A 13,479-nucleotide genomic window follows, 5' to 3' on the forward strand; every position below is an offset into this window, starting at 1 on the left:
AGACTGTCTTTTTTTATAGAGGTCATATATTTTTCTTAAATTATCAGTCTATTACAACTTTTTTAATATGGGTTAATTTTCTTGCTTTTGTCTACTAGGAGTAGTATACTGAGATAGTAATCAATAAATATGGTTGCAAAAATAATATTATGAGGTGATCAACATGGTTGAATTGAAAAAAGAAGCAGTAAAAGACGTAACAACATTATCTAAAACAGCGCCAGTAGCATTGGCAAAAACAAAGGAAGTATTGAACCAAGCAGTAGCAGACTTGTATGTGGCTCACATTGCCCTTCACCAAGTTCACTGGTATATGCGTGGTCGTGGTTTCCTCGTATGGCATCCAAAAATGGATGAATACATGGACAGCCTTGATGGCTATCTTGACGAAATCAGTGAACGTTTGATCACTCTTAGTGGCAAACCTTACTCAACTTTGACAGAGTTCCTTCAACACAGTGAAATCGAAGAAGAAGAAGGAGAATTCCGTAACGTTGAAGAAAGCTTGGAACGTGTTCTAGCAATTTATCGCTACCTCATCACTCTTTTCCAAAAAGCTTTGGATGTAACTGATGAAGAAGGTGATGATGTTACAAACGATATCTTTGTTGGGGCTAAGGCTGAACTTGAGAAAACAGTTTGGATGCTTACAGCAGAACTTGGACAAGCTCCTGGTCTGTAAGATATAGTTGCTACCCCTTTTATCATGAGGTGCTTGATAAGTGCCCATGACCAATCATCTTTTAAAAGTCATGTAACTGTAAACAGTTGCATGATTTTTTTGTTTGCTGGACTTAGGACACATTGTCAAAAGTAGGATTTTACGGTATAATAGTTGCTGTTCAATAACATATGAATTTTAAAGAATAATTGTTAGTTTAAGGAGGACTTATGAACAACTTACCAAATTGCCCAAAATGTAATTCAGAATATGTCTACGAAGACGGAAGTCTCTTGGTCTGCCCAGAGTGTGCCTATGAGTGGAATCCTGCAGAAGTTGCAGAAGTAGAAGAAGGTGTAGTTGCTATCGATGCCAATGGAAATAAACTGGCTGACGGCGATACTGTGACCCTTATCAAGGACTTGAAAGTAAAAGGTGCGCCAAAGGATTTGAAACAAGGAACTCGTGTTAAAAATATCCGTATCGTAGAAGGTGACCACAACATCGACTGTAAGATTGATGGTTTTGGAGCTATGAAACTCAAATCAGAATTTGTTAAGAAAATCTAGCCATGAAACTGAATTATAAATTTATCTTTTATAGCCGTGTGCTCTTGTTCTTAGCAGCATTTACAGGAGTTTATTTGGAGATTACCAAGCACGGTGGCTTTGGTATGCTCCTTTACTACACAGTGTTGTCCAATCTTTTGGTAACGATTTTCACTGGCTATCTGCTCCGTGTGATGAGCCGTTCAGGTGAAAATTGGCAAAGTCCGACCTTGCTTCGTCTCAAGGGTGGCGTTACCATGAGTATCATGATTACCTGTGTGATTTACCATTTTATGCTTGCTCCGATCGCGACAGACTTTTACCGTGTGGAAAATTTCCTTTGCCACTATATCGTTCCACTCTGGTTTTTAGCCGACACCCTCTTCTTTGATAAACGGGGTCAATACAAGATCTGGGATCCAGTCTTGTGGACCATCTTGCCCTTAGTTTATATGATTTTTGCCTTGTTTAACGGCCTGGTCTTAAAACTCAATATTCCGAATTCCAAGGACAATCCCTTCCCTTATTTCTTTTTAAATGTGAACAAGGGTTGGGACGTGGTTATCAAATGGTGTTTGATCATTTTTGCAGCGTATATGGTTGCAGGCTTCATCTTCTATCTGATCAAGCAAATCAAGCGAAAATAGTCTTCCTATTAGGAAAGTTAGGACGGAGTCTCTAGTTCAATCGGGCTCCTTCTTTTCTTGCCATCTTCCTTTTAAAAGGATCAACAGTGAGAAATATACAGAAAGAAAATTCATGAAACAATATTTAGAACGGGCTAGTATTTTGGCCCTCTCCCTCGTTTTGATTACCTCCTTCTCCATCTCAAGTGCTCTGCCAGCCATGTTTGACTACTATCAAGGATACCCCAAAGAACAAATCGAGCTCCTGGTCAGTCTTCCTTCTTTTGGAATCATGATTATGCTGGTTTTAAATGGGTTTTTGGAGCGGTTATTTCCTGAGCGACTTCAGATTAGTCTAGGACTTCTCATCCTTTCTATCGGTGGAACTGCCCCTTTCTGGTATCAGGAGTACAACTTTGTCTTTGCGATGCGGATTTTATTTGGCTTGGGTGTTGGAATGATTAATGCCAAGGCCATTTCCATCATTAGCGAACGCTATCATGGAAAGACACGGATCCAGATGTTGGGTCTTCGCGGATCAGCAGAAGTTGTCGGGGCATCGATTTTGACTCTAGTGGTAGGTCAACTCTTATCCTTGGGATGGACAGTGACCTTCTTGGCCTACAGTGCGGGATTTTTAGTATTGATTCTTTATCTGCTCTTTGTCCCTTATGGGAAAGAAAAGAAAGAAACAAAGAAAAAAGAGGCCGAAACGACTCGTTTGACAGGAAAGATGAAAGGATTAATTTTTCTATTAGCTGTCGAAGCAGCAGTTGTTGTCTGCACCAACACAGCTATCACCATTCGTATTCCTAGTCTGATGGTGGAAAGAGGTCTAGGGGATGCCCAGTTATCGAGCTTGGTTTTAAGTATCATGCAGTTGATTGGTATCTTGGCAGGTGTGAGTTTTTCTTTCTTTATCTCTCTGTTTAAAGAAAGGTTGCTCCTTTGGTCAGGTATTACCTTTGGATTGGGGCAGATTGTGATTGCCTTATCTCCGTCATTGGGTGTGATGGTGGTTGGAAGTGTTGTGGCAGGTTTTTCTTATAGTGTGGCCTTGACCACTGTCTTTCAGCTTCTTTCTGAAAGAATCCCAGCTAAGCTCCTTAATCAAGCAACATCTTTTGCAGTGCTAGGATGCAGCTTTGGAGCCTTTACGACACCTTTCATTCTTGGGGCGATTGGCTTGGTGACTCAAAACGGTATGTTGGTCTTCACCATTCTAGGCTGCTGGTTGATTGTCACTTCTATCTTTGTTATGTACGCACTTCAAAAGAGAGCTTAGGATTAATTTCCTAAGTTTTTCTTTTTGAAATTTGTACCCAGACAATTATTGGTTTTTAAACTTGTTTACACTTTTATTTCCTGATAAAATAGAAGTTATGACAAGATATAAAGCAACTATTTCCTATGATGGTTATGCCTTTGCTGGTTTTCAGCGCCAGCCTTATGCGCGGAGCGTGCAAGAGGAAATTGAGAAAACCTTAATAAGACTCAATAAGGGGCAAGCCATCGCTGTTCATGGTGCTGGTAGGACGGATAGTGGGGTCCATGCTCTGGGACAGGTCATTCATTTTGATCTGCCCTATCAGATGGATGAGGAAAAACTCCGTTTTGCTCTGGATACCCAATCTCCAGAAGATATCGATGTGATTTCGATTGAGATTGTGGCAGATGATTTTCATTGCCGTTATGCCAAGCACAGCAAGACCTATGAGTTTATAGTAGATAGGGGGCGTCCTAAAAATCCCATGCGCCGTCACTACGCTACCCACTTTCCTTATCCGCTCGACGTGGAGCGGATGCAGATGGCAATCAAAAAGCTAGAAGGAACCCACGATTTTACCGGTTTTACAGCATCTGGAACCAGTGTAGAGGACAAGGTTCGTACCATTACAGAAGCCAGTCTTAGTGTTGATGAGACAGGGCAGTTTTTGACCTTTACCTTTTCAGGAAATGGTTTCTTGTATAAGCAGATTCGCAATATGGTGGGGACGCTGCTCAAAATCGGAAATAATCGAATGCCAGTTGAGCAGATTGACTTGATTTTGGAGAAGAAGGACAGGCAACTTGCAGGTCCAACGGCGGCACCAAATGGCTTGTATTTAAAGGAGATTCGTTATGAAGAATAATCGTATTTTAGCCCTTTCTGGGAATGATATTTTTAGTGGTGGTGGTTTGTCAGCTGATTTGGCCACCTATACCTTAAACGGCTTGCATGGCTTTGTTGCAGTGACTTGTTTGACGGCTTTGACCGAAAAGGGCTTTGAAGTCTTTCCTACGGATGATACTATTTTCCAACATGAGTTGGATAGTTTGCGTGATGTGGAGTTTGCAGGGATTAAGATTGGCCTTCTCCCTACTGTCAGTGTGGCTGAGAAAGCATTGGACTTTATCAAGCAACGTCCAGGAGTGCCTGTGGTATTGGACCCTGTCTTGGTCTGCAAAGAAACTCACGATGTAGCTGTCAGTGAACTCTGTCAAGAGTTGATTCGCTTTTTCCCTCATGTCAGTGTGATTACGCCAAATCTTCCTGAAGCAGAATTGTTAGCTGGTCAGGAAATTAAAACTTTGGAAGATATGAAGGCTGCAGTTCAGAAATTGCATGATTTAGGAGCGCCAGCAGTCATTATCAAGGGAGGCAATCGCCTCAGTCAGGACAAGGCAGTGGATGTCTTTTATGATGGACAAACTTTCACTGTTCTAGAAAACCCAGTCATTCAAGGCCAAAATGCTGGTGCAGGATGTACCTTTGCCTCAAGCATCGCCAGTCACTTGGTTAAAGGGGATGAACTTTTACCAGCAGTAGAGAGCTCGAAAGCTTTCGTTTACCGTGCCATTGCACAAGCAGATCAATATGGAGTAAGACAATATGAAGCAAACCAAAACAACTAAAATCGCACTTGTATCTCTTCTAACCGCTCTTTCAGTAGTTCTAGGTTATTACTTGAAAATTGGAACGCCAACAGGAATATTGACTCTCTTGGACGCAGGTATTTTCTTTACTGCTTTTTACTTTGGCAGTAAAGAAGGAGCTGTCGTTGGAGGACTAGCAGCTTTTCTGCTTGACCTTTTATCAGGCTTTCCACAGTGGATGTTCTTTAGCTTGTTAAACCATGGCTTGCAAGGTTATTTTGCAGGTTTTAAAGGGAAATGGCAATGGTTGGGCTTAGTCTTAGCTACTATCGTCATGGTAAGTGGCTACGCTCTGGGCTCAACTCTAATGAATGGCTGGTCAGCAGCCTTGCCAGAAATCCTTCCAAACTTCCTGCAAAACACCTTGGGAATGGTTGTGGGATTTGTAGTCTTTCAGAGCGTTAAGAAGATAAAGCCCAATTTGTAAAATTAAGCTAGACAGAAAAAGCCATCTATGTTAGGCTCAGATAAACACCACATTTGTCTGAAAGGAGCTAACATAAATGACCTATACTCATCTTACCACAAACGAGCTTGTAATGATAGAGGCTTACTATCAAGAAAACATAAAAGTTTCAAATATTGTGACTTCATTTGGCAGATCAAAACAGACAATCTACAATGTCATCAACTATCTGAAAGAGACACTCTGCTTATGATTACTATAAGCGATATAAAGTCAATAAGAAACGCTGTGGCAGGAATAAAACAAGTCTTACGCAAGCAGAAAAAGACTTTATTCAAACTCATTTAGATCTAAGCTGGATCCTTGATGTCATTAAGGGAGTTTATCCAGATAGGATTTCTTGTTCTATGAGAACTCTCTATCGACTAGCAGACCGTGTATTCTAAAGAAAGAGGATCTACCTTGGAAAGGCAAAAAAAACCCAAATGGTCATAGCGAAAAACGAGGAAAACAAGCGTTGCGCAGAGATTTACGTGAGAGAGTAGACAGTTAACCTAATTTTAAGACGGAATTCGGTCATCTAGAAGGGGATACAATTGTAGGATAAAACACAAAAGTGCAGTCATTACCTTAGTAGAACGCCTCTCAAAAGCCATCATCACATTGAAAACCAATGGACGGAAAGCAAGTGATATTGAGGCCTCCATCAATCAATGGTTGTCTCAAGTTCCCAGTCATCTCTTTAAGTCGATAACGTTTGATTGTGGGAAAGAATTTTCTAATTGGAAATCTATTTCGAATGCACATGACATTGATATTTTCTTTGCGGATCCAGGATGTCCTGGTCAACGAGGTCTCAATGAACATTCTAATGGCTTATTAANGGGAGAGAAACACAAAAGTGCAGTCATTACCTTAGTAGAACGCCTCTCAAAAGCCATCATCACACTGAAAACCAATGGACGGAAAGCAAGTGATATTGAGGCCTCCATCAATCAATGGTTGTCTCAAGTTCCCAGTCATCTCTTTAAGTCGATAACGTTTGATTGTGGGAAAGAATTTTCTAATTGGAAATCTATTTCGAATGCACATGACATTGATATTTTCTTTGCGGATCCAGGATGTCCTGGTCAACGAGGTCTCAATGAACATTCTAATGGCTTATTAAGACGAAATGGATTACCGAAACAAATGGANTCTCAAAAGCCATCATCACATTGAAAACCAATGGACGGAAAGCAAGTGATATTGAGGCCTCCATCAATCAATCAATGGTTGTCTCAAGTTCCCAGTCATCTCTTTAAATCGATAACGTTTGATTGTGGGAAAGAATTTTCTAATTGGAAATCTATTTCGAATGCACATGACATTGATATTTTCTTTGCGAATCTAGGATGTCCTGGTCAACGAGATCTCAATGAACATTCTAATGGCTTATTAAGACGAAATGGATTACCGAAACAAATGGATTTTACTAATATTTCTCAAAATTATTTATCAGCTATAGCTGATAAAAGAAATAGAATTCCTAGAAAATCATTGAATTATCAATCACCCTACCAAGTTTTTCTGAGTTACTTGAAAAGTCTAGCTTAATTTGACAATTTAGGATTAGCTCCCAAGAGCTAGAAGTCACAGACCCAGATGGGANTTAAGTCGATAACGTTTGATTGTGGGAAAGAATTTTCTAATTGGAAATCTATTTCGAATGCACATGACATTGATATTTTCTTTGCGAATCTAGGATGTCCTGGTCAACGAGATCTCAATGAACATTCTAATGGCTTATTAAGACGAAATGGATTACCGAAACAAATGGATTTTACTAATATTTCTCAAAATTATTTATCAGCTATAGCTGATAAAAGAAATAGAATTCCTAGAAAATCATTGAATTATCAATCACCTTACCAAGTTTTTCTGAGTTACTTGAAAAGTCTAGCTTAATTTGACAATTTAGGAAATAAAAAAGTCAGCTATTTGAGCTGACTTTTTGTTTGTCTAGTTTAATCAAAATAAAGCAAGTCCTTGCTGGTGCTGGTAAAGAGGTCAAACCCTTCCTTAGTGACAACACCGCAGTCCTCGATACGAACACCAACTTTACCAGGGATATAGATACCAGGTTCAACAGAGAAGCACATACCTTCTTCGATGACCATGTCGTTTCCTTCCATGATAGAAGGGAATTCGTGGACATCCATACCGATACCGTGACCGAGACGGTGGTTGAAGTACTCTCCATAACCAGCTTTCTCGATGACTTCACGGGCAGCGCGGTCCACTTCATGTGCAGTCACACCTGGCTTGATAAAGTCAAGGGCAGCTTGTTGGGCTTCAAGAGTCAAGTTGTAGATATCTTTTTTGAATTGATCTGGTTTACCGACAGCGACCGTACGAGTCATATCTGAGGCGTAGCCATTAACCATGACACCGAGGTCAAAGAGGAGAAGGGCGTCCTTTTCAACTTTGTTTGCACCAGGAATTCCATGTGGATTTGCAGCGTTATCGCCAGTCAAGACCATGGTATCAAAGCTCATTTCATAGCCTTCACCTTTCATGGCAAAGTCGATTTGGGCAATGATATCTGTCTCAGTTTTATCAAGAGAAATATTGTCAAAACCAACTTTTACAGCCTTATCAGCATAGATACCTGCAACCATCATTTTTTGCACTTCATCAGCTGATTTGATGAGGCGCATGCGTTGGATGCGAGGAGTGAGGTTTTCAAACTCGGCAGTCTCAAAGACAGTTTTCAAACCATGATACTTGGTTAAGATGAGGTTGTCAAACTCAACAGCAACACGTTTGAAGTCGTGCTGCGGCAAAGCGTTTTTGATTTTTTGCCATGGATTTTCAGAATCCACATAGCCCACAACTGGGAAGGAAACGGTGCTACTTGCACGTTCTACTTCAAGAGCTGGGACAAAGAGGAGAGGTTCCTGATCTGCTAGAACAAAGAGGAACATTTGGCGTTCATGGGGATCACTGTAAAAGCCAGTGAGGTAATTAATAGTGACGGGGTCAGATACGACAGCGACGTCTAGTTTTTCTGATTCAAGATATGTTACGATTTGTTGTAATTTAGACATATGCTACCTTCTTTCTACCCCTCTATTTTGGCAAAAAATGAGAGAAAATGCAAGGGAGAAGGGTAAAAGAACAGGTAAAAAGAACTCCGACAAGATAGGGGAGTTCTTTGATATGGCTTTCTTTGGTTTAAGAAAAGTCAGCCTTGCTTTTCACGTCACTGTATTCTTCTGCGATTTCTTGACTGAGAATGTCCTCATAGGCAGGGAGTTGGATGTTCTGACCGTATTTTTTCCGGAGGGCAGTAGTGACCAGGCGATAAGCTAGATTGGCATTACGTGAGAGGATAGGTCCGTGGAAGTAGGAACCAAAGACATTCTTATAATGAACCCCTTCGCCGACCTTTTCTTCGTTGTTTCCATTTCCATAGACCACCTGTCCCAGCGGTTTTTGGTCATCTGAGAGGAAGGTACGTCCCTGATGATTTTCAAAGCCATAGTAGGTTTCATCAAAATCTTCATTGTGAATTTTGATGTCACCAATAAAGCGATTATTGGTCTGGTTGAGGGTGTAGTGGCCCATGACACCGAGCCCTTCGATACGTTTGCCTGAAGCCTCAACATAATATTGCCCCAATAGTTGGAAACCACCGCAGATGGCTAGAACCACTCCGTCATTTTGGATGTAGTTGTCAATGCTCTCTTTTTTAGCAGGAAGGTCGCCTGCGATGATGCTTTGTTCAAAGTCTTGACCGCCACCGAAAAAGGCGATATCATAGTGGTTTTCATCAAATTCATCATGGAGAGAAACGATGTCAACCGTCACATGTGCCCCCAATTTTTCAGCCACATACTTGAGCATAAGGATGTTTCCATTGTCCCCGTAGGTATTCATGAGGTTTCCATAGAGGTGGGCGATGTTGAGCTGATAAGGGTAGTTGCCAGCTTTTGAGGAAAGTGAAGTATAAACCATCAGTTCATCTCCTTTCTAACAATCTGACGACTAGCCAGCAGTTCGCGGAATTCCAGCATAGCAGTATAGGTAGCCAGGATATAGGCATGCTTACAATCTTGGTTCTCAATGGTTTTGAGAACTTGTTCCAGATTGCTTGTCTCAGTGATTTTATCAGCTGGGTATCCTGTCACCCGTAGACGACGTGCGATTTCAGAATGACGAACACCGCCAGCGTTGATTTCAGGAATGTCCATGTCAGTGATTTGTTCAAAGTCAGCATCCCAGATCCAACTAGTATCAATCCCATCAGCATAGTTGGCGTTGAGAAGGACAGATAGGCTAAATGGATAAGGCGCTAGTTTGATCATCTCGATAGCTTGGGTAGCGCCAACAGGATTTTTAATCAAGACGAGGGTACATTCTTTGTTACCGATATGGAAGGTCTCCTGGCGTCCAAAGACAGCACGGCTTTTGTCGAATCCCTGCTTGATGAGTTGTGAATCGGCACCGAGGAAACGGGCAATAGCGACCGCAGCAAGGGCGTTGTAGATATTGTAGAGCCCACCGATTTGGATTCCGTATTCTTGTCCGTCAATGACAAAGCGAGAGCGATTGTTAGTCAATTCAACCAATTCTGTCAGACGGTAGTCCAAGTCAGGACGTTTGCAGCCACAATTTTCACAGATATAGGCACCCAAGTTGGCATAGGTATTGTGCTCATATTTGAGAATGCCTTGACAGTCAGGACAGAGGATTCCTTCGGTATTGTAGTGAGCTAGTTTGGCTGGTCCTTTTTCCAAGTCAAAACCAAAATACTGAACTGGATTTGGAATAGCTGGCTTGTAGAAAAGTGGACTGTCACCATTGAGGAGAACAGTAGCAGTAGGCACCTTACGAATGGCATCCAAAATCATGTTATAAGTTGTGTAAATTTCACCGTAGCGGTCCATCTGGTCACGGAAAATGTTAGTGATGACAAAAAGGCTAGGATGGATGTAGTCACAGATACGAGATAGGCTGGCCTCGTCAATTTCGAGGACGGCAATGTTTTTCCCAGTTTTAGACGATTTGGCAGTCAAGAAGGTTGTCGCAATTCCTGTAATCATATTGGCACCACTTGGGTTAGTAAGAACCTGACCATAAACTTCTTTTAAAATGCCGACAGTGAGGGCAGTTGTCAGGGTTTTCCCGTTGGTTCCAGTGACCACGACAATCTCGTAGTTCTTAGCTAAATTTTGTAAAATATCTTTATCAAATTGAAGGGCGAGTTTTCCTGGGAGCGTGCTTCCACGGCCAAGACGGCTCAATATGAAGTGAGAAGAACGCCCAGCAAGGAGGCCCAAAGTAGTTTTTAATTTCATGTTTCTATTATATCATAAAAGAGGGAAAAGACAGATTTGAGATTTCGCAGAAACAAAAACAGCCCAAAGAGGGCTGTTGGCTAACAAATCAGTCTCAACTTAAATCGCAAACAAGTCATTCAAGTTCTCAGCCAAGGTTGGGTGAGTGAAGATTTGTTTTGTAAAGTAAGTGTAAGGAATCTTGTTGTCCATGGCAACAGTGATGATGTTGATGATTTCTTGAGAACCTTCTGAGAAGATAGTTGCTCCAAGAATTTCTTTTGTGTCAGTGTTAACAACAGCTTTAAAGGCTCCACGAAGATCTCCATTTACGTGACCACGAGGCATGGTAGCAACAGGGATTTCCTTCACTGCGTATGGAAGTTTCAAATCAGCTGCTTGGCTTTCAGTCAAACCAACTTGTGAAAGTGCAGGTGTGATGAACATAGTGTTTGGTACATTGAGACGGTCTTCAAGTGTGTAGCTACCATCTCCAGCAAGGTAACTATAGACAACACGGAAGTCATCAAGTGAGATGTAGGTAAATTGAGGTCCACCGTTGACGTCTCCGACTGCAAAGACACCAGGAACGTTTGTTTGACAATGTTTGTCTACTTTGATAGCACCACGTTCAGTAAGTTCGATATCTGTATTTTCAAGTTGAAGTGGTTCTACATTCGGTTTACGTCCAGTTGCGTAGAGAAGGGCATCGAAGCGGTAAGTTTCGTTTTCAGTTACGACAAGGACTTGGTCACCGTCGTTTTTGATTTCAGTGGTACGGATGTTTTGAAGCAATTCAATACCGTCTTCTTCCATGTATTGCTTAGCAAGAGCTGCGATGGAAGGTTCTGCACGAGGAAGGAAAGTATCCAAGGCATCTAGGACTGTAACCTTGCTTCCAAGTTTGTTGTAGAGTCCTGCAAATTCAAGACCGATGTTTCCGCCACCAAGGACTCCAAGTTTTTCAGGCAATTTGTCCAAGTTTTGGATACCTGTTGAGTCAAAGACGTTTTTGCTTGTAGCAAGTCCAGGGATTGGCAAGACGTTTGAAACAGCACCAGTGTTGATGACGATTGTTTCAGCAGTTAGTTCTTGTTTTTCGTCACCAGCTTTGATTTCGATGACCTTGTTTGAAAGGAAGTGAGCTTCCGCATCAAAGATATCCACGCCTGTACCTGCAACAGTAGCATAGTTTTTACCGTTGAGGCGACCAGTGATCGTGTTTTTAGTAGCAATCACTTCTTCAAAAGACAAGTCTTTCTCAGCAGCAACTAGCAAAGTTTTAGTTGGGATACAACCAATGTTGATACAAGTTCCGCCGTACATAGCCTTACTACGTTCGATAAGGGCAACTTTTTTACCAGCTGAAGCCAATTTACCAGCTAGTGTTTTACCAGCTTTACCAAATCCGATAACGATTAAATCATAAGTTAACATTTATCTTCCTCCTATTCGCATTTCATTCTAGCACAAGAAAAAAACTTTTGCACAATTCTGCTACGAAAAGGAAAGAAAAAAAAACGCTTTCCAGGCAAAAAACTAGTAATTTTTCAACAATCTTGATAAACTAAAATCCTATCTTTTTTTATATAAAATAGAATAAATGTTCGAAAATAGGAGATTTTATGAAATCGAATCGTTATGTTATTGCCTTTTCTGGAGTCATTTTGCACTTAATGCTGGGGTCCACTTATGCTTGGAGTGTTTATCGCAATCCTATTATTGAAAAAACGGGATGGGATCAGGCTTCTGTTGCCTTCGCCTTTAGTCTGGCAATCTTTTGTTTGGGATTATCGGCTGCATTTATGGGGCGTTTGGTAGAAAAATTTGGACCGAGAGTCATGGGGAGTCTATCTGCTTTTCTATACGCAGGTGGAAATATCTTAACAGGATTTGCAATAGACCGTCAGGAACTGTGGTTGTTGTATCTCGCTTATGGCATTTTAGGTGGGCTTGGTTTGGGAGCAGGCTATATTACCCCTGTGTCAACGATTATAAAATGGTTTCCTGATAAACGTGGTCTCGCAACAGGTTTAGCGATTATGGGGTTTGGTTTTGCTTCTTTATTGACTAGTCCCATAGCGCAACATCTCATCGCAGTGGTAGGGCTTGTAGAAACATTTTATATTTTAGGTGCAAGTTACTTTATTATCATGCTCCTAGCTTCACAATTCATTAAGCGTCCAAATGAGCAAGAGCTTGCAATTTTATCTGTTTCAGGGAAAGAAAAAACAGCCTCTTTGACGCAAGGAATGGCTGCAAATCAGGCCTTGAAAAGCAATCGGTTTTATATACTTTGGATTATTTTCTTTATCAACATAGCTTGTGGTTTAGGCTTAATTTCAGCGGCATCGCCAATGGCACAGGAGATGGCTGGCTTGTCTACAAGTCATGCAGCAGTAATGGTGGGCGTTTTAGGGATTTTCAATGGGTTTGGTCGTTTGCTCTGGGCGAGTTTATCTGACTATATCGGTCGCCCTCTAACCTTTAGTATATTACTGCTTGTCAATCTTTTCTTTTCTCTCTCACTTTGGCTCTTTACAGATTCCGTTTTATTTGTAGTCGCTATGTCTATTTTGATGACTTGCTATGGAGCTGGTTTTTCATTGATTCCGGCTTATCTAAGTGATATTTTTGGAACCAAGGAATTGGCCGCTCTGCATGGATATATTTTAACAGCTTGGGCAATGGCTGGTTTAGCAGGGCCTATTTTATTAGCAGAGACTTATAAAATGGCTCATTCTTACACACAAACCTTGTTCGTTTTTCTCATTTTATATAGTATAGCCTTGGCTTTGTCTTATTATCTAGGTTGTTCAATCAAAAAGGAAAGCCAAAAACCGCTTACATGATTTTCTAGAGAAATTGGACTATCTTTTGCTTCTCTCTTGTGTTATACTAGATAAGTTGCAAAGAAACCAGTACTTTTCTTTCGTGGAAAAGAAGCAACACGGTATCTCATTTTTGTACAAGATACGTCATGAAAAGAAAAGTATAAACT

General features: G+C 41.1%; 12 protein-coding genes and 3 pseudogenes. 11 read left to right on the forward strand and 4 right to left on the reverse strand.

Annotated elements, in window-relative coordinates; genetic code table 11:
• Nucleotides 1–163 precede the first annotated feature (163 nt).
• From AB2B49_RS02375 to AB2B49_RS02425, 10 genes and pseudogenes are all read left to right on the forward strand, one after another.
• Entirely contained in the window at nt 164–682 is a 519-nt protein-coding gene (locus tag AB2B49_RS02375; protein WP_049505238.1) for a Dps family protein, read from the forward strand.
• 209 nt (nt 683–891) lie between these two features.
• On the forward strand, nt 892–1,230 hold the full coding sequence (locus AB2B49_RS02380) for a zinc ribbon domain-containing protein YjdM (RefSeq protein ID WP_001061600.1): 339 nt from the start codon (nt 892–894) through the stop codon (nt 1,228–1,230).
• Between the two features lie 2 nt (nt 1,231–1,232).
• Nucleotides 1,233–1,856, forward strand: coding sequence for a Pr6Pr family membrane protein (locus AB2B49_RS02385; protein WP_000775204.1), 624 nt, complete (start codon nt 1,233–1,235; stop codon nt 1,854–1,856).
• A gap of 112 nt (nt 1,857–1,968) precedes the next feature.
• Nucleotides 1,969–3,120: an MFS transporter gene (locus AB2B49_RS02390; protein ID WP_076984396.1), complete on the forward strand. Its 1,152-nt coding sequence runs from the start codon at nt 1,969–1,971 to the stop codon at nt 3,118–3,120.
• Nucleotides 3,121–3,217: 97 nt separating this feature from the next.
• Complete coding sequence (truA, locus tag AB2B49_RS02395; protein WP_320691885.1) at nt 3,218–3,967, forward strand: tRNA pseudouridine(38-40) synthase TruA; 750 nt, start codon at nt 3,218–3,220, stop codon at nt 3,965–3,967.
• A complete protein-coding gene (locus tag AB2B49_RS02400) occupies nt 3,957–4,730 on the forward strand; it encodes a bifunctional hydroxymethylpyrimidine kinase/phosphomethylpyrimidine kinase (protein WP_076984398.1) in 774 nt (257 codons plus the stop codon). The genes truA and AB2B49_RS02400 overlap by 11 nt, the downstream gene beginning before the upstream one ends.
• A complete protein-coding gene (locus tag AB2B49_RS02405) occupies nt 4,708–5,178 on the forward strand; it encodes an ECF transporter S component (RefSeq protein WP_076984399.1) in 471 nt (156 codons plus the stop codon). Before AB2B49_RS02400 ends, AB2B49_RS02405 begins: the two co-directional genes overlap by 23 nt.
• A 386-nt stretch (nt 5,179–5,564) precedes the next feature.
• Nucleotides 5,565–6,351 (forward strand): annotated as a pseudogene (locus AB2B49_RS09225) (IS30 family transposase); the annotation flags it as partial.
• Nucleotides 6,324–6,753, forward strand: a pseudogene (locus tag AB2B49_RS02420) (IS30 family transposase); the annotation flags it as partial. The pseudogenes AB2B49_RS09225 and AB2B49_RS02420, both read left to right, overlap by 28 nt.
• Before the next feature lie 57 nt (nt 6,754–6,810).
• A pseudogene (locus AB2B49_RS02425) lies at nt 6,811–7,104 on the forward strand (IS30 family transposase); the annotation flags it as partial.
• Between the two features lie 59 nt (nt 7,105–7,163).
• Here the strand turns inward: AB2B49_RS02425 and AB2B49_RS02430 are convergent.
• The 4 genes from AB2B49_RS02430 to AB2B49_RS02445 all read right to left on the reverse strand — a co-directional run bounded on the left by AB2B49_RS02430 (nt 7,164) and on the right by AB2B49_RS02445 (nt 11,915).
• Nucleotides 7,164–8,246: a M24 family metallopeptidase gene (locus AB2B49_RS02430; RefSeq protein WP_320691886.1), complete on the reverse strand. Its 1,083-nt coding sequence runs from the start codon at nt 8,244–8,246 to the stop codon at nt 7,164–7,166.
• Nucleotides 8,247–8,373: 127 nt separating this feature from the next.
• On the reverse strand, nt 8,374–9,156 hold the full coding sequence (gene gatD / locus AB2B49_RS02435; RefSeq protein WP_049505231.1) for a lipid II isoglutaminyl synthase subunit GatD: 783 nt from the start codon (nt 9,154–9,156) through the stop codon (nt 8,374–8,376).
• Nucleotides 9,156–10,499, reverse strand: coding sequence for a lipid II isoglutaminyl synthase subunit MurT (murT, locus tag AB2B49_RS02440; RefSeq protein ID WP_049505230.1), 1,344 nt, complete (start codon nt 10,497–10,499; stop codon nt 9,156–9,158). Before murT ends, gatD begins: the two co-directional genes overlap by 1 nt.
• A gap of 99 nt (nt 10,500–10,598) precedes the next feature.
• A complete protein-coding gene (locus AB2B49_RS02445; RefSeq protein ID WP_254733819.1) occupies nt 10,599–11,915 on the reverse strand; it encodes an FAD-containing oxidoreductase in 1,317 nt (438 codons plus the stop codon).
• A gap of 188 nt (nt 11,916–12,103) precedes the next feature.
• On the opposite strand from AB2B49_RS02445, the gene AB2B49_RS02450 reads away from it, so the two are divergent.
• Nucleotides 12,104–13,330: an L-lactate MFS transporter gene (locus AB2B49_RS02450; RefSeq protein ID WP_254733820.1), complete on the forward strand. Its 1,227-nt coding sequence runs from the start codon at nt 12,104–12,106 to the stop codon at nt 13,328–13,330.
• Nucleotides 13,331–13,479: the final 149 nt, after the last annotated feature.

It is taken from the genome of Streptococcus jiangnanensis (assembly GCF_040888325.1).
In the GTDB taxonomy this organism is placed as follows: Bacteria; Bacillota; Bacilli; order Lactobacillales; family Streptococcaceae; genus Streptococcus; species Streptococcus jiangnanensis.